Below are 16,507 nucleotides of genomic sequence, written 5' to 3' on the forward strand. Positions count from 1 at the left end.
CCTTCTTAATCCCTGCATTGCCAGAGAGGCCTATATGTTCGTTCGCAACAAATCCGACGTCGAGAAAACCCCGTACTTTGTCGAATGGGGCGCCGGCACAAGCCATCGCCTGCTCACCGAGCGGGACGCCATGGGTTTTACCCTGTGCCACACCTTGGTCCGTGCTGGCACTGAATCACTGCTGCAGTATCGCAATCACCTGGAGGCGTGTTACTGCATCGCAGGGGAAGGCGAAGTCGAAGACATGCAGGGTAATGTCTATCCGATTCGACCCGGTGACGTGTATGTGCTCGACCAGCATGATCGCCATTACCTGCGCGGGGGCAAGCAACAGGATCTGATTCTGGTGAGCGTTTTCAACCCGCCCTTGCGCGGTGACGAGCGACATAACCTCAACGACAACTCGGGCTCTGCCTATTGATGTAGCGGCATGCCGTCACGCCACGCCGCCAAGCGGCAGGAGGTTGTTGTGCGTAAGGACTACCTGGCTTTTTTCACCTCACTGTTCTTCTCTCGACTGGCAGACCAGATACTTCTGTTCATCGTGCCGCTGGTGGTGTTTCAGGTCACCGACAGTGCGTCCTGGGCCGGGCTCGCTTTTTTCGTTGAATCACTGCCACGCTTTCTGGCGTTTCCTGTGTGCGGGGCCCTGTGCGACAAGTTCTGCCCCATCAGGATCCTGCACATCAGCCAGATCTACCGAGCGCTTCTGTGCGTGCTGGCGGTGGTGTTCTACGCCCTTTTCGGCGGCATTGCCTGGCTGGTGGTGCTGTCGGCGCTGTGTGGGGTACTGACCACGCAGGGCATCATGGCCAGAGAGGTGCTGATGCCGCATATCTTCCAGCACTACAGCTACGCCAAGACCCTGGCCTACTCGCAGATAGCCGACCAGACCGGGCTGGTGCTCGGGCCGCTGGTGGCAGCGCTGTTACTGGAAGTCTGGGCCTGGCATTGGGTGGTGCTTGGGGTGGCCGTGCTGTTCTTGCTGGCCGACATCGGCATGCTGGTGTGGCAACGTCTAAGCCGCATCACGCTGGGAGTGTTCGAGCAGCATCAGGATATCTGGCTGCAGCCACTGCGCATCGCCTTCGGGCATATCCGCGCATTGGCGGAGCTGAAAAAGATCATCGTGCTAGCGGTTGGGGTCAACCTGATCGTCGGGGTCACCTTGGCCACCTCGGCGGCCATGGTGCTCGGCGAGTACAGCGCCGGCAAGGATGACTACGCAGGGCTGCAGACAGTTGGCGCAGTGACCACCATCGTGATTCTGTTTTTTCTCGCCCGGGTGGTGTTGTCTTTAGGTGTAATGGGGGGCGTGGCCTATTCGATGATCGTCGCAGGCGCGTTCATCAGCGCCTGGAGCCCAGATCTGATCGGTTACGTGGTGGGGTTTCTGCTGATCGTCGGCTTCGACAAGATGTTCAACGTCTACATGCGCAGTATCCGTCAGCGGGTCATCGCGCCTCAGGACTTTGGCAAGACGGTGGGGGTGATCACCTTGCTCAACAATCTGTCGCAGCCCCTGGCCGGCTTGCTGGTGGCATTGTTGGCTGCCCCTTTGGGCACGCAAGGGGTGATTCTGATGCTGGCTGTGTCGGCTACGTTGCTGGGTGCGGGGGCGCTGTGGTGGTTTGGAAAGGCACCGGGCCAGCTCGACGCATCGGCACTGGAGGCAGGCCAAGATCCCGGCAAGTGAGTGAGGGGGCGCATTGACTGAGGTTGATTTTGCTATTAGTTAAATTTACAACTCTATCGTGCACTGGCTAGAATCAAGTAAACTTTAAAAAACCATGCCCTGGGCGAGCTCATGAAAAGTATCAACATTGCATATATCCTGTTCGGCTCCGTGCTTTCTTTAAAAGTGATGGCGAGCGGGCTAGACGTCGAGCACACACTAATTGAGCATCGCTGGTACACTTTTGAAGACGTGATAGAAAAGAGAAAAATATACAACAGGGTGGATATTTCGCGAGGGTACATCGAATACCATTTCGAGGGTGATGAATATAAACCCAAGCAGCCAGAAGAGAAATTGACGCCCCGTCAAAAATTCTATTCCAACCATGGCAGCGTTGGAACCTACGCGGCTGCTGATTATGAGACCGCGCTAGACAAGGAGTGCATAGATGTTGTCTCCGGTTCTTTAGGATCATTTATAGGGGACTATGAAAATTCCAAAAGACCTGACAGACAAAAATACAAGCGTACCGTTGTTGGCATAAAATCCTTAATGTACAAAGGCCCTGAGTATAACTTCAAGAGCCCTTCATCCTGGTCGCCTGCAGCGTTGCCCAAGAACAACAAAAGTCTTCTTTGTGAAATCTATGAAGTCAAGAGCAAAGAAAGTGATGTGAAATACATTGTTTATGCTGCTTCAGTGGCAACCGCTATGTTTGACGAAATTCATACGGCCCCATTGCCAGGTAAAAAGGTCGAGTAATTAAAGGACTTCGCACTCATGCTGCGGCGCCCACTGCTGCGGCATTGGCCGAATGCGGCCCTTCGTGAATGGCTGCTATGGGTCGATTGCTGCCACACGTAGACTGAATAGATGTCAACCCTGACCCTATTCGCCGTCATCGAACCGCTGGGGTAAGCTTCGCGCCAGAGGCTTTACCCACCAAGGAGAATAAACGGCGATGGGCTTGTTCAGTCGATTGTTCGGCGATCGCTTCACACAACCCCCACCCGATGAACCAAGGTTGAGCGATGCCGCGATTATGCGTGAGCTTTATCCATTCGGTGCGCAACTGAAAACGTTCACCCAGGCCCTGTTGGCGCGGCTGCCTGAAAAGGAACGTGCGCGTCTCGTGAGAAGGGTGTCGCGCTATTACAACCTAGGTGAAGACCCGGCCACCGCGTTGGTCAGTGGTCTTTTGGACGCTGATAAAGGCCAGTTACTCAATAATCTGGTTCTAATGGCCGTGGACGTGCACGGCTTCGATGATTTCAAGTACCTGGCACCGAAACTGATTGAAGCCAGCGGCATTGACCAGATTTATGCCTACAAGCTGGAAGAGACGCCATCACTGATGCAAGTGCTGATCGATTTCGATCAATGGCTGACCGGGTTCGGGAAGCGCTTTCTGCATGTGGATACAGGCGGCGCCGATTATGTGGGTTGCATCATTGAGCAAGATTGCGTCGAAAACCTGATCTCGCTGGCTAAGCAGGCTGGCATCGACGCACGGCTCGATCCCTTTTGAGACACGTTGGCTGACCGCTATCGGCCAATAGCGGCCGTTCTGGAATGGCAGGAAACGACCGATAACTGCCTTCGATACGCGACTTTCGCCCACCAGCGGCTCGATTGTAAGAATATGGCGGAGAGCTGCAAAACCGCCTACGCTTATAGAATGATTCCTCGAACGCCTTGCCCATCTGGTGGTATAGAGCCGAGAGATCTGACTTCCTTTGACCGTCCGCTTAACACCCACCCGGACCAACCCGCGCCTATCGCCAGCAACTGCCCCCTGAGTCCGGTCCACACGACCAGCAGTACGGCGCAACGGGTAAAAGCCAGACCCAGTCCCCCCACCTGCCGTTCAAAAGCGACCGATGCCGCAGCACCTCTGGAAACGGGGGCGCTGTTCACGTTCTGCCATGAGGTCAATCCGTATGTATCGGCCGAGCACGATTCCTTACCAGCAGCATCGAGGGTTCAGCCGAACCTTCACTCAGGGGCATTTGAGCCTTGGATTATTCTTTCCCATGGAGGCGTTCGACGGGGACACTCCGAGCATGCTCAACCAGGTCACACTGGCTAAACAAGCCGAGGCGCTGGGCTTCTGCGCGCTCTGGTTTCGCGACGTGCCGCTTCGCGACCCTGGCTTCGGCGATGTCGGCCAAGTCTTCGACCCCTGGGTTTACCTGGGTTATATGGCCGCCCATACCTCGGAGATTGCACTTGGCACCGCCTCCATCGCCATCCCGCTGCACCATCCCCTGCACACGGCCAAGGCGTCTGCCAGCGTAGATCAGTTGAGCACTGGTCGCTTGATTCTGGGGGTTGCTTCGGGAGATCGGCCAGTGGAGTTTTCGGCATTTGGCGTCGATCCCGAAAGGCGTGGAGAGATCTTTCGAGAACACTACGAAGTGATTCGCCGCGCCCACAGCACCAGTTTTGAGCCCATCCACTGGAGCACTGGTGAAATGCAAGGCGCAGACCTGATTCCGAAACCGACCACCCAATTCATTCCAATGCTCGTGACCGGCAACAGTCGCCAGTCACTGGATTGGATCGCGCGTGAGAGCAACGGATGGATCAACTATCCACGCATTCCGAACATGCAGCGGCTGGTCGTGGAAGATTGGCGACTGGAGGTCACGAAACAATGTGGTTCTGTGTATAAGCCCTTTACTCAGTCGCTGTACATCGATCTCGATGAGAATCCGTCAACGCCACCCACACGTATCCATTTGGGGTTCAGACTTGGACGTTACCATCTACGTTTTTTGCTGGAGTCGCTTGAGGAAATCGGCGTGGACCACGTCATTCTCAATCTCAAATACGGCAAGCGCCCTGCGGTGGAAGTTATTGAGGAATTGGGTACGCACATCGTTGCGCAGTTCGGAGTGCAGCCGCGTCAGGCAGCTCATTGAACATCGGTCACTGCTACGCCGACGAATGCTCACTTGACGAAACCATAAGGTGTCACGGCGCGGATGACCTCCGGTTCTATATCAATGATGGAGATCTTCGCGCCATGAGCGACCGGTGCCCGGCAAACAATCTACCCTACCCAGCCTAAACCCGTGATGAGCACGTTGCCTTGCAGATTCTGTGCGGCTTCCACGCCGTCCCTGGACACGATTTGCGCGCGTATCCTTTCACTTATACCGGGCGCGCAAGCATGGCATGAATCCTGGACACGGCACTTTAGCCATGACATTTATCTTCAATACAAGTGTTTTGATTGATCACCGCCCGGAACAGCAGCAGGCCCAGGCTATCCTGATTTTCACAAAATACATCGTGGGCCTCCCAGTACTGACTGGAGCTTCCTATTGGGTTTGCTTAGCTGGGTAGCTTGGCCGCAAGGACGTCAACCTTCTCGATTGATGGCGGTTCGGCAAATAGCTCGGCAGCGTTTGCCATAAGCGCCGCCGCGACCTTGCCCGAAAGATGAGCCTGCCGGCCCGCTTCATCCGGGAATGCGTCAAAGATGCCAAAGGTGGACGGCCCCAAGCGGATTCCAAACCAGGCTGTAGTGGCTGGCTCCTCCTCCACTAACCGAAGGCCACCCAAAAGAAAGCTCTCTACATCCTTTTCTTTCCCGGGTTTTGCTTTTAGGCGAACGAACAACGCTACTTTGACCATGATGTGGCTCCTGTTGTTACGATGCGGCTGGCGCTATCAGATCGCGATAGCTAAGAGGGGCATCCGAGACTCTTAACTATGGTCGACGATACCAGGATTACAAACCCAAATAGACCAAGGGTAGCGGCGAGTAGCGCACGAGCAGTGAGAACGACGTAGTGGGCAGCATGTAACCGCAAGTCAGCCACTTGCTCACTTGGTCCCACCCTCTGGTCTGATAATGATGATTCAACGATATCTGAAATTTAGAAAAACGTAAGAGATCATGGTTGCTGTCAGGCCGACCAATATGTACTCGACGCGGGGTAAAAACACGACTAACCCGCCCAAAGAAAACACTGTCAACGTGTTTTGTAGGATGTATTTCCTTATTCTACTCACGGCTATGAAATAGCCATATTGCTTACCTAGGAAAAACAAGGCCATGCCGGTGATCGACATAATCTGGAAATCGCGTATCGCAATGTCGTTCAGGATCGCATGCCTAATCAAATTTGCCAGAAGTGCCAGCCCCATAAAAAGAAAAAGGTGCGAGTAGATTAAGGCGTGCCCACTCATCCTGCTTTGATGTTTGTTCAGCAAGTAAAAACTATCAAAATAGATCCACCAGATACTGCAAATCATGATAAATCCGGTGATGGCCGCCATCACATTATAATAACCCCATTGAATGTTAGATAAGCCTCCGGAAAGGCTAATAATTGACTCCCCCAATAAGATTAGGGTGAGTAGGCCTATGCGCTCAACCAAGTGCTCTGTGTGTGCTGGCAACGGTTTTAGTTTAGTCCAGAAAAATACAGGAAACAGAATATCAAGAACAATCCCAATATAAGCAACAAGGTAACGCAAGGGCGGGTCAAAAATAACGGATGAAAGGCTAATAACTGCGCTAACTAATAGGGCGAAGCCAAGCCTTGAGGAAAGTTCGCCGCGAGAATCGAGTTTACTAATGGATGAAATATACATAACACTGATGATTGCACGTATACCAAAATAGCAGACAATAATGAGCGGGTAGTTCACTTCCAAGTCTTCCCCGATCCGTGCCGATAGCACAATGAGCAGGAGCATTATGAATAATGTTGCCAAACGGTGAAGATTGCTGTCTGTATCGAACCTGTTGGAATAAATCGTGTGACTGGACCAGATCCACCACAACGGCACAAAAAGCAGTAAGAATGTCCATAATTGCTTATGTTCAAAGTGCCTATCATGAACATGTCCGAGAGTGTGCGTAACTTGACCTATCGTAACAACGAAAGTCAGGTCAAAAAACAACTCCAACCATGTGGCGTGTCGATTTTCTTCATAATACTTCAAAGATTTCATTAGTTGCCGGCTCCGTGCCCACCTCTTCAATGTAAAAGGAAGCTAACGTTGGTTTTTCCCCGGCTCCGATGTGGGTGATGCCAAGCCGATTTGGCTCTCTAGCGATTTCGTCCACGCACTAACAAAAGCTCAATCATCTGACTCATCCCGATGAACTCTGGAACTCCGTCATACCGAAGCCCGTCAATGTAAAACGCTGGGGTGCCATTCACGCCGCTGCGTACACCGCCATTGAAATCGGCTTTTATTTTGGGAATGTAAGTATCCTCTTGCATTGCAAGATCGAATTCCTCCCTGGAAAGGCCGTGTTTGAGAACGATGGCGCGATACAGCGGCAGGCCCAATCGATCCTGATTTTCGTACAATCCGTCGTGGGCCTCCCAGAAGAATCCTCGACTCCCGGCATACTCAGCGGTGACCGCTGCACCCAATGCATGGGGGTGAGCCGGTGGTCAGAGGGAAGTTACGGAACACAAACAGCAAGTCATCGCGAAAATGCTGTTGCAGATTCTTGACCATCCAATAAGCTTCACCGCAATAGGGACATTCATAGTCGCCAAATTCGACCAAGGTGACCTTGGCATGCGCACTTCCCTGGCGATGGTCGTCGGCACTTACCGGGACTTTGAGAGTGGCCATCTAATCACCTGTTAATTTTTGGTTGGCGTGCTTTGTGGCGAATTCGCCAAAGCATCCAGCGCATCCAGAATACCGTCCGCACCAGGGTTGATTGCCATCGGGGAGACGTAGCTCCAGGCAACCATCCCGTCCTTGTCAATCACGAACAGCGCACGCTTACAAACCCCGAGCTGGGACTCGTACGCTCCATACTGTCGTGCCACAGCCCCTTTGGGCTCGAAATCGGCCAGCAGGCTGAAGTGAAAATTCCGATCTTTGGCAAAGGCCTGATGACACCAGGCGCTGTCAACCGAGATACCCAGTAGTGCCGCACCGTATTCTCTGAATGTGGGTAGCAACTGGTTGTACAAAGTCAGTTGGTCACCACACACCGAAGTCCAGTCAGCGGGATAAAACGCCAATATCACGGTATTTCCCTTTAGCTCACGCAGCGACAACTGTTGATCAGGGGTTGCTTGAAGAGTGAAGTCGGGCGCGACAGTGCCGGCCGGCAGCGGCCCCTGAACCCGGTCGCCATTGGTTTTTTGTGCATCATCGAACTCTAAAGTATTCATAGCTTGAACCTTGATAGATGGGTGGTTGGGACGTGCTCAGTGGGATGCGACGTGCCCGGCGGGATAACTCCATCCACCATCAAGGGGTTCAAAAAAAGACAACGCTACCTCGATCTCAGCCTGAGCCTGAGTGATTTCGGCAGCGAAACGTTCACGTTCCGCATCAAGGAACACAAGAAGATCCGCCGTGTAATCGCGGAATTGGATTAGGCCAGGTTGGCAGGGGAATGGTCAGATTCGCTCTGGCTCACCAATGACTATAGTCGTTGATGACGCTTACCGTAGTAGCTGAACGATTTTTCGCTACCCTCCAGTGCCAACAACACTCACGCGCTTATCTTGCTGCCATTTCAGGCGGCGTTTTAACACGATGATTTTGGCAGCTATTTCGCCACTTCAGACAAATTTACATCTGCTTTCTGGACGACAACTGCTGCCCCTTACGACAAGCAGAAATCGACCAGAGGCAGACACTGAAACCGCCTTCAGGTCTACAGAATGAAGGTTGCTATGGGAAATGCTCTGGACAAACGAGTCGTTGTCATTAGTGCCGGCATCGTGGGCGCTTCGCTGGCGTAACACCTGGCTGATAAAGGCGCGAATATCACCTTGGTTGAGGCTGAAGGTATCGCGTCGGGAGTGTTTGGAGATTCACTCGCATGGAGCAACATCCTATACGGATAACGTGACCCCATTGCAGCACTGCGCGGAGCAGCAGTCAAAGATGCGGCTCGCGCAGCGATGGTGCTGTACCTAACGAATAGTCGAGATCGGTCTTCGGGAAGCTGAGCGGTAGACTTTGCGAATATTGTCACTGACCGCTTTTGGCCGTTAGCTGCCCTCCGCCAAGGGCAGCTATTGGGTCGAAAGCTGCCGGTCGCGCCTAACCGCTATCGACCCATAGCTGCCCTTCGGATGGAGCGGCAGCCGACCTACGCTGCTCACTGATCGGCTAAGCATAGATACTGATGTAACTGCTCTCCAAGAACCTCGAACGCCTGAGCGATCCTGTTAATTTTGCGCAGGTCATTGTGCATTGCGATCCACACCTCAACCTCAAAGCCAAAATCGTGTGGTAGCACATGTACCAGTCGGTGCGATTTTGCGATTTGAGTCGGGCAGAGCCCGAAGCCTAAGCCCGCTCTCAGAGCGGCCAGCTGAGCAAGGTGATGATCAGAGGCAATGGCGAAATGCTGGTCGGCATCGCACAGACCAGAGTCGATAAACCGACGCAAATCCGCTGAGCGTCTGTCTGGCCCGATCAGCGGTCGCTGGCGCAGCGACAGCAGGGAGGTTGGGTTACCGTAGCGCTCCAGGCACCCGGCACTGGCATGGATGCCAATCTGCAAACTGCCGACACGCCGCACCGTGATATCCGCTTCATTGGGCCGCATCAGCCGCACCGCAATATCCGATTGCAGCCTGGCGATGTCTTCAAGGGCATCGCTTATGCTCAGCTCAAGTTTGAGTCCGACGTGTTCGTAATGGAAAGGGCGCAGCAGGTCGGGCAAGACTTCGACGCCAAGCAACTCGCCACAGGTCAGCCGGACTGTACCGTGATCCATCGACGCTTCAGAGCTGGCCATGCGGTTGAAGGTTTGCGCGGCCAGATCCATGGCCTCCACATGTTCGATCAGGCGCTGCGCTCCGGCAGTAGGCGTCAGTCCTTGAGGTGTGCGGGTGAACAGACTCACACCGAGAGCGTGTTCAAGACAGTCGAGGCGCCGGCGCGCAGTGGCCTGGGCGATACCCAGCAGCTTCGCCGCGCCGCTCAGGCTACCAGAGCGCAACACGGCGAGAAATACACGCTGGCTTTCCCATTCAATACCGCTCATACATTCTTGGCCAACAGTTGCTCCTAATTTGATCTTCTGCCAGAGCCCGTGAAAAGCGATCATTCGCCCACATTTTTCCGGGCGTCATTGTAAGGAACTAACGCATGAGAATCACCGGTCAGTGCCGATGTGGGCAAGTCACCCTTGAGATCGTGGCGCGGCAATTGCCGCCGCTGTATGCCTGCCACTGTTTGAACTGCCAGCGCTGGAGCGGCAGTGCGTTTGGTCTGCACATGCTGAGCGCGGCTTCGGCTGTTCAGGTGTCTGGCGAAACGGCGATCTTTGAGCATGAACACCAAGGTCAAACGTCTACCCAACATGCCTGCGGTACATGTCATACCCGGCTGTTCAACGAGACGACGGCAGCACCCGGCATGCGAGTGGTACGGGCCGGCATCCTGGAAGGGGCTGAGCGCTTCGAGCCGGTTGCGCATATCTGGACTCGGCGCAAGCAGCCATGGCTGGTGCTGCCGGGAGCAATCGCACAATGGCAGGAGAGCCCCACGCCAGAAGCATTTGCCGCCGCATTAGGGTAAGAGCTTGCTCTTCCATAAGTGAAGATGTCGCTCGCCGAGCGGCAAATTATCAGGGTTGACTACGTCCGCTTTGGGTCGTAAGCGGTCTTTCACCCAAGACCGCATACGGCCAGAATCTCTAGCTGCCGCAACAGACTGCAACGTATTAGTCAGCCTCAAGCGCAGGCCGCTCTGCGCGCCTTAAACCTTTGAATTCAAAAGCAAGCCAGATCGTCAAAATGAATGCATCAGCACTCAGACGGTAACGCCTCCTCCTTCCCTCAGCCAGAAACTTGAATCCCCACCCCAACCCCTTTAACCTTGCCCGGTCGCTGTAAACCCAGCGTCCAGGTTTGGTCACCTGAAATAAATCAAGGCGCAAAAAGCGCCGAATCCGAATCAGGGTCGACTCCACTAATCAAGGAGCACCACATGGCTAAGTTCGTCCCGAATCCCCCACTCCCCAACACCCCGCGCAAACCCGTCTACACCTCCTTCGGCTGTTGCCACGGCGATCACCCTCCCCTGTTTTCCGTGCGCGAAGACATCAAGCTCGAAGATGCGCTGGTCTACCTGTCGATCATGATCCAGTGTGCAAAGGACACCACCGCACAAGCCTGCGAACGCGCCGATGAGCAGTTCAAAAGCCTGCTGATGGCCTCGCAACACTCGCTGGAATTGAGCAATGCGTTGATCGAGTCGGTGCTTGATGGCATGGAGGCGAAAGCGGTCAGTAACTGATAACGCAACACACGGGCCGCAGACGCGGCCTATCGAAAGCAAAGAGGAGCGAGCGACTGCGTTCGGCCAGAAGCGGACGGTCACGCCACGGGAAATAAATCTGTCCAGTTTTCCATTTTTCCCCTTTCCGGCGAAGGCTGAGGCTGGTGTGTAGTAATATGTTACGCATCAACCTCAGAGGAAAAGCGGGCGTTGCGGGCGTCCTTGAGTGAGTCCCACGCACCGATGCCATCGCAGAAAAGTTTTACCTTTTGGTTGGAGGGGCGAAGGAGTTGTACGCCATGCATCCCTAGATTGAATACTTCCGCAAAGTCGTTTTGCTCTGCACGCCCGCCATTGGGCTGCCAATATGCGAGATAAAAAGTATAGGAACGCAGATGTATCGCCCTGAGAGTCTTTTGTCCGACTCCGTGGGCGCGGAATATCACATGTCCTAATCTGTGTATTGACGGCTCAACCAAGATCTTCTTTTGCGGATCACCACCCTTGTTAGCCTCGATCTCAGAAATTTCTTGAGGGTGTACGAGTTGGACGAAAAGTTGGATTGATCGTCCCACTCGAAGGTCAGTGCCCAAGATGTACGGAAGAACACATTCAAGGGCGCCGCGGTCTGGCGAATTGTGTATCCGTGCGGAATTGTAGCTCATTTTCAGTAGCCACCTTTTGAGAAGATGGTAGTCGTATTCGAACACCAACTCTGCGTGGCGCTCTGCAATGTTTTTGAAATTAGAGTCGAAAAGCTTACATATATAATCGTCGAGCTTAGATAGTGTGACATTGTTGCAGTGCGCGCAAACATCACGTATTTGTGGTTCATTGGGAATGTCGCGCTGTAGCCTGCTTAGCCAGAACATGTTTTTGGTCTGCTGATTGATAGCATAGAGGCGCTTGTGTAAGGAGGCTGGCCACAGATGCTCCTTCGTCAGGGTTGCTGGTTGGCGGCAGTATTCGCAATTTGGCATCGACGTAGACCCCGAAATAAATTCAGCGTAATTTAGCTAAGAACTTCAACATTTCAAACAAATCGATAGCTTACTTTTGTCAAAAACCGGTTTGACACCCTCAAGGTAGACCTTCTCCAATTGGCTGCCCCCAGTTAAAGGCGCATGACCATTTGCAACAACTCAATTTGACAACTGTACGCCGATTTCGCTGGCGACTTTAAGAGCCCAATTACCAGCAACTTTAAGGCACTTTAAATAGCCCCCAATTTCTTTGACCACATTGAACAAGATATCTATTGATGGCCAAGTCGCATGATCAGTCTTCGGGCTGGTCATGCGCCTCGATTGGTTCTATGAGTACCGCCAAGGGCACAGACCGTAACGCAGTATCGGGGCTATAGGCAAGAACCTGGCGTTGAATCGGCGTATATGAATCCGCCGCTGCGAATTGCCAAGCTGAGCCGTGAAGCGAAGCGAGCCGTGTCTTCAGTTTTCTAGTGCTGAGCTGCGGCGTCGAGAGCTGATGCTGCTTTACCGGATATTTCATCGACAAGCTCAGCTTCTTCTTCACAGTCCAGCAGGGCACCAAGAAGCTTCCCTAAATACGGTGCGCACATCAGCGAATGCATTAGTTTCCTGTAGGGGGGCTCGCAGGTTGCCACGTCGAATGCTTTCAGCGCGTCATCGTAAAAATCATTCATTGGTCTTTCTTGTAGTGGGATTCGCAGTTCGGTCATTGTTGGGTCGCTCATCAGTTGAATGAAGAGTGCGCTGCCACGTGGAGCAAGGTGATTTAGGGCAAGGTGCCTTACAGGATCTTCCCTCGGTGCTTGCTGAGTCCATAGATTGCCTGTCCAAGCCGCCCCGCGTGCAGCTGGTACCTAAGCACGAGAAAGGCGGCGTCCTACAGGCAAGCTGGAGGACGCGCCGTCTTCATCACTCATTGTAAAATTGACACGCACCGATTCAACAATTTTTCATTGTCTACTATTACTAAATTCAAATTTTTTCTAGCCCGAGTGATATTCTGAAAAAGCATCATAACGGGGTGATAATATGCGCGCCCTGTGTAGCAAAGCTCCCCGTCATCATCGTAAGAAAAATACCGGTCCAACGTGATCACAACGCCATCAAATTCTTGACCTATGACTTGATGAGAATTCTTCTCATCCTGGCAAAAGTAATCTTCGTGATGCTCCTTGTTATACTGAGACGGAGTGAATCGTAAAACCTCCCACCCAGGTTCACCCAAACCAGACAAATAGAACTTGGCATCCTCCGGACTTTTGAAATAATTAATCTGGATATTGTTCCTCCCCTCCAAAGCCAATTTACGCTTGTTATTGAACAGCATCTTTACAAAAGCGGCAATTTCTTTGTTGGTTCTAATTTTCTCCGACAACTTATGCACAACCAGCCCGTTTATGGCATTAATTTTCTCATCGATTTTTGCCCTCTCCTCCGAATTTGAGAGCGTCTGTACCTTATCGTAAGAGAATATGCAATTCCCCTTCGCTAGCTCGACTTTCTCAATCACGTCCTTAAGTTGCCTTGCGTAGATACGCTGTGCTTCGTCGATCACAACCAGATCATAAGCAGCCAGGTTGTAACTGGCGTAGTTCCTTATAGACACAATATTCCAGCCATTTCTAACCAGCTCATTTTGTCCTTCATTCAAGTAGCCACAATGAATGACAAGAACATTCCTAGTAGCTCTCCTAAGTTCATCTACCATATCGTATACAAGCAGAGTTTTCCCAGTACCTGCGCTACCCACAACGCTGACGAATCTGGCTGCTTTAGGACCGCTAAAATGTCGCAACACTAGACTCTTAATTTCTTCCTGCTGATGAGTGAGAAAATACTTTCCCTCTAGAAATTTTTGAGTAGAGTTAAATGGAGAGACCAGATAATCTGACGGATCAAAGAGATCATCCACAACCTCCGTTCGATCAACTTCTTGGCTATCAAGCAGATCTCGAAGCGATACAAGATCAACTTTAACTAAGCTATCATCATCTTGAAGGCCATACAATGTTGCGACATCAACAACATACGTACAGGCATACACCTTTCTCCCAATGCAGCCAAGATAATACTTATTCCTGATGAGCTGCGCTTTAACTTTATCCTCCGAACAAGTTTTTTTGAGTTCAACATTAACAATGAACTCCCTCCCAAACCTCAGCAGGTCGAACTCCTTACCTATCTGAGGAATTTTGTAGCCAACATAAAATTTATCAAAGACGCTTATCTTGCTTGGCAAAGCATATAATGCTTTAAGCAGAACCTTTAAGTCTATTATTTCGGAGGGTTTGATCAGGATGCCATGAAGATCCAAAAAAGCATTAAAGCTCAATGGAGCCAACGAGTCACTTGCCTGAACCAACGACAGCAGATTGATATACTTCACGCGACACCCCTACTAATCCCCTGCAAGACCTAAGCCCTGCGCATTGGCAAATTTATTTCACTGCTCGGATCTAATGTCCGCTCTACACCCAGTTGTTATTTACTAGTTGAAATGCTTCTTTTATAGGCGATTTTTCGCGATCCGGCCAGCAGTTAACCCCCTTGCCAAACTGAGTACACCCATGGCAATCAGGAACGCTGAACACGTGGGTAACCCTGGTCGGGGAGATTCGGGGGCAGTCTCGACCTTGCATCCTGTTTGAGACTCTAGGAGTGGCGCAACTACAGTCCGCCATGGGTCGTAAGCGGTCTTTCACCCAAGACCGCATACGGCCAGAATCTCTAGCTGCCGCAACAGACTGCAACGTATTAGTCAGCCTCAAGCGCAGGCCGCTCTGCGCGCCTTAAACCTTTGAATTCAAAAGCAAGCCAGATCGTCAAAATGAATGCATCAGCACTCAGACGGTAACGCCTCCTCCTTCCCTCTGCCAGAAACTTGAATCCCCACCCCAACCCCGTTAACCTTGCTCAGTCGCTGTAAATCCAGCGTCCAGGTTTGGTCACCTGAGATAAATCAAGGCGCACAAAGCGCCGCATCCGAATCAGTGGCGCTTTTTTGTGTCTGCTGTTTCGTGTTATGGCGGCTGTGCGTGGGGCGCATTCGTGCGCGCCGGGTTCCTTGATTCCCGGTTGACCAACCTGCGTACAGCCGCCACCCATCGTTTGGTCACGATGCTGGTCGGCTCCACCAATCAAGGAGCTGCACAATGACAAAAATCGTCCCTGATCCCCCACTCCCCAACACCCCGCGCAAACCCGCCTACACCTCCTTCGGCTGTTGCCACGGCGATCACCCTCCCCTGTTTTCCGTGCGCGAAGACATCAAGCTCGAAGATGCGCTGGTCTACCTGTCGATCATGATCCAGTGTGCAAGGGACACCACCGCACAAGCCTGCGAACGCGCCGATGAGCAGTTCAAAAGCCTGCTGATGGCCTCGCAACATTCGCTGGAATTGAGCAACGCATTGATCGAGTCGGTGCTTGATGGCATGGAGGCGAAAGCGGTCAGTAACTGATGACGCAACACACGGGCCGCACACGCGGCCTATCAAAAGCAAAGAGGTGCGAGCGACCGCGTTCGGCCTTGTCTCAAATAGTGCCAAGGCCGCCCAAGATGGCCCACTCGCCCATCCCACTCAGCTTCAGACGGCAGCCGACTGCCTTAACCTGCGACTCAACCCAGGCGTCTTACCCGTAACACGCTTGAACGCCCGACTGAACGCCGCCTGAGACGTATAGCCCAAACGCTGCGCGACCTCTTCAATCGGCAACCTTTCCAGCGTCAGCCACTGGCTGGCAAGCCGCATTCGCACTTCGGTGACGTAGCGCAGCGGGGTCATGCCAATCGTCAATTGAAAACGCTCCGCAAAGACCGAGCGGGACGTATTGCATTGCTCCGCCAACTGCTCGACGGTCCAGTCGCGGCCCGGCTGTTGATGCAGCGCCAGCAGTGCACCAGCCAGGCGCGGATCGCGCAGGGCGGCAACCAGGCCAGAGGCGTTACCGCAGGCGCACTCGACCCAACCTCGAACGACCATGGCGGCGACCACGTCGGCCAACCGCGCGAGGATGCCGGCGAAGCCGATGCGTGCGGCGCTGACCTCGCGCTCCATGGTGGTGAGAATCGGCACCAGCCCGGGGTAACGCTGGCCGCCGGCATCAATCAGCATCAGGCCCGGCATCAGCTTGCCAAGGCCATGCAGGCTGCCCAATTCGAACTCCATGCAGCCACTGAACAAAAGCGTGGTCGGCATGGCACCGACATCGGTTCCGGTGTCCACCGCGCTGACGGCGTCGCCCAGCGGCTCGCCGTCCAGAAGGTCGATTTGCTGCACGGGCACGTGTGTATCCGAGAGCAATTGATGGGCCGCGCCATGGGAGATGAAGACGGCGTTACCGGCGCACAGCGCATAGGTTGTGCCGTCTTCCATGCGCAGCACCGCGTTGCCGACCGCCAGGAAGTGGAACCAGGCATGCCCGGGTTTGGCAGCGAAGCCCAAGCCGAAGGCCGGGCCCGCCTGGATACGCCGGTAGTCGACACCGCGCAGGCGCATGCCGCGCAACAGCTCGTTGATGAGATCGGAAGAGAAGGCAGAGGGGTCCGTCGGCATGATTCAGGTGTTCTGGTCAAAAAATCGAGTTTTTCGATCATAGATCA

18 protein-coding genes and 2 pseudogenes are annotated in these 16,507 nt (G+C 53.2%); 9 read left to right on the forward strand and 11 right to left on the reverse strand.

All coding sequences use genetic code 11. The features are described from left to right. The first annotated feature begins 34 nt into the window (after positions 1–34). From N0B28_RS15115 to N0B28_RS15135, 5 genes are all read left to right on the forward strand, one after another. Positions 35–421 (forward strand): ectoine synthase, encoded by a 387-nt coding sequence (locus tag N0B28_RS15115; RefSeq protein WP_043862984.1) that lies wholly within the window; start codon positions 35–37, stop codon positions 419–421. Positions 422–469: 48 nt separating this feature from the next. After that, a complete protein-coding gene (locus N0B28_RS15120) occupies positions 470–1,696 on the forward strand; it encodes an MFS transporter (protein WP_104573061.1) in 1,227 nt (408 codons plus the stop codon). 111 nt (positions 1,697–1,807) lie between these two features. Continuing rightward, the gene (locus tag N0B28_RS15125) at positions 1,808–2,440 is read left to right on the forward strand and encodes a hypothetical protein (protein ID WP_104573060.1); all 633 of its coding nucleotides are present in this window, start codon (positions 1,808–1,810) and stop codon (positions 2,438–2,440) included. Positions 2,441–2,639: 199 nt separating this feature from the next. Beyond that, a complete protein-coding gene (locus N0B28_RS15130; RefSeq protein ID WP_123752480.1) occupies positions 2,640–3,206 on the forward strand; it encodes a hypothetical protein in 567 nt (188 codons plus the stop codon). Between the two features lie 412 nt (positions 3,207–3,618). Further along, the gene (locus N0B28_RS15135; RefSeq protein ID WP_043862986.1) at positions 3,619–4,602 is read left to right on the forward strand and encodes an LLM class oxidoreductase; all 984 of its coding nucleotides are present in this window, start codon (positions 3,619–3,621) and stop codon (positions 4,600–4,602) included. 38 nt (positions 4,603–4,640) lie between these two features. Here the strand turns inward: N0B28_RS15135 and N0B28_RS15140 are convergent. From N0B28_RS15140 to N0B28_RS15165, 6 genes and pseudogenes are all read right to left on the reverse strand, one after another. Then, positions 4,641–4,823 (reverse strand): annotated as a pseudogene (locus N0B28_RS15140) (potassium transporter); the annotation flags it as partial. Positions 4,824–5,017: 194 nt separating this feature from the next. Continuing rightward, positions 5,018–5,320, reverse strand: coding sequence for a hypothetical protein (locus N0B28_RS15145; RefSeq protein ID WP_043862987.1), 303 nt, complete (start codon positions 5,318–5,320; stop codon positions 5,018–5,020). A 228-nt stretch (positions 5,321–5,548) separates the two neighbouring features. Then, positions 5,549–6,649: a low temperature requirement protein A gene (locus tag N0B28_RS15150; protein WP_275727204.1), complete on the reverse strand. Its 1,101-nt coding sequence runs from the start codon at positions 6,647–6,649 to the stop codon at positions 5,549–5,551. A gap of 98 nt (positions 6,650–6,747) precedes the next feature. Next, positions 6,748–7,080 carry a thioredoxin domain-containing protein gene (locus N0B28_RS15155; protein WP_275727206.1) on the reverse strand — a complete coding sequence of 111 codons (333 nt, stop codon included), beginning with the start codon at positions 7,078–7,080 and terminating at the stop codon, positions 6,748–6,750. Then, positions 7,058–7,288, reverse strand: a complete 231-nt coding sequence (locus tag N0B28_RS15160; RefSeq protein WP_275727209.1) for a thioredoxin domain-containing protein — start codon at positions 7,286–7,288, stop codon at positions 7,058–7,060. Before N0B28_RS15160 ends, N0B28_RS15155 begins: the two co-directional genes overlap by 23 nt. Before the next feature lie 11 nt (positions 7,289–7,299). Then, positions 7,300–7,842 carry a redoxin domain-containing protein gene (locus N0B28_RS15165; protein WP_043862990.1) on the reverse strand — a complete coding sequence of 181 codons (543 nt, stop codon included), beginning with the start codon at positions 7,840–7,842 and terminating at the stop codon, positions 7,300–7,302. Between the two features lie 510 nt (positions 7,843–8,352). On the opposite strand from N0B28_RS15165, the pseudogene N0B28_RS15170 reads away from it, so the two are divergent. Continuing rightward, positions 8,353–8,523, forward strand: a pseudogene (locus tag N0B28_RS15170) (FAD-dependent oxidoreductase); the annotation flags it as partial. A 260-nt stretch (positions 8,524–8,783) separates the two neighbouring features. Here N0B28_RS15170 and N0B28_RS15175 read toward each other — a convergent pair. Further along, positions 8,784–9,740 (reverse strand): LysR family transcriptional regulator, encoded by a 957-nt coding sequence (locus N0B28_RS15175; protein WP_078480192.1) that lies wholly within the window; start codon positions 9,738–9,740, stop codon positions 8,784–8,786. A gap of 41 nt (positions 9,741–9,781) precedes the next feature. Between N0B28_RS15175 and N0B28_RS15180 the strand changes: the two genes are divergently transcribed. Both N0B28_RS15180 and N0B28_RS15185 read left to right on the forward strand, forming a co-directional pair. Further along, positions 9,782–10,213: a GFA family protein gene (locus N0B28_RS15180; protein ID WP_012051932.1), complete on the forward strand. Its 432-nt coding sequence runs from the start codon at positions 9,782–9,784 to the stop codon at positions 10,211–10,213. Between the two features lie 411 nt (positions 10,214–10,624). Next, complete coding sequence (locus N0B28_RS15185) at positions 10,625–10,933, forward strand: DUF3077 domain-containing protein (RefSeq protein WP_275727221.1); 309 nt, start codon at positions 10,625–10,627, stop codon at positions 10,931–10,933. Between the two features lie 161 nt (positions 10,934–11,094). Here N0B28_RS15185 and N0B28_RS15190 read toward each other — a convergent pair whose 3' ends face one another. The 3 genes from N0B28_RS15190 to N0B28_RS15200 all read right to left on the reverse strand — a co-directional run bounded on the left by N0B28_RS15190 (position 11,095) and on the right by N0B28_RS15200 (position 14,290). Next, positions 11,095–11,895: a hypothetical protein gene (locus tag N0B28_RS15190; protein WP_275727224.1), complete on the reverse strand. Its 801-nt coding sequence runs from the start codon at positions 11,893–11,895 to the stop codon at positions 11,095–11,097. A 476-nt stretch (positions 11,896–12,371) separates the two neighbouring features. Beyond that, on the reverse strand, positions 12,372–12,614 hold the full coding sequence (locus tag N0B28_RS15195; protein ID WP_275727227.1) for a hypothetical protein: 243 nt from the start codon (positions 12,612–12,614) through the stop codon (positions 12,372–12,374). 203 nt (positions 12,615–12,817) lie between these two features. Continuing rightward, entirely contained in the window at positions 12,818–14,290 is a 1,473-nt protein-coding gene (locus N0B28_RS15200) for a DNA/RNA helicase domain-containing protein (protein WP_275727230.1), read from the reverse strand. 766 nt (positions 14,291–15,056) lie between these two features. Between N0B28_RS15200 and N0B28_RS15205 the strand changes: the two genes are divergently transcribed. Continuing rightward, positions 15,057–15,365 carry a DUF3077 domain-containing protein gene (locus N0B28_RS15205; RefSeq protein ID WP_078480193.1) on the forward strand — a complete coding sequence of 103 codons (309 nt, stop codon included), beginning with the start codon at positions 15,057–15,059 and terminating at the stop codon, positions 15,363–15,365. A 126-nt stretch (positions 15,366–15,491) separates the two neighbouring features. Here N0B28_RS15205 and N0B28_RS15210 read toward each other — a convergent pair whose 3' ends face one another. Then, positions 15,492–16,460 carry an AraC family transcriptional regulator gene (locus N0B28_RS15210; RefSeq protein ID WP_043862992.1) on the reverse strand — a complete coding sequence of 323 codons (969 nt, stop codon included), beginning with the start codon at positions 16,458–16,460 and terminating at the stop codon, positions 15,492–15,494. Positions 16,461–16,507 lie beyond the last annotated feature (47 nt).

This window comes from Pseudomonas sp. SD17-1 (assembly GCF_029201585.1).
GTDB lineage: Bacteria > Pseudomonadota > Gammaproteobacteria > Pseudomonadales > Pseudomonadaceae > Aquipseudomonas > Aquipseudomonas palmensis.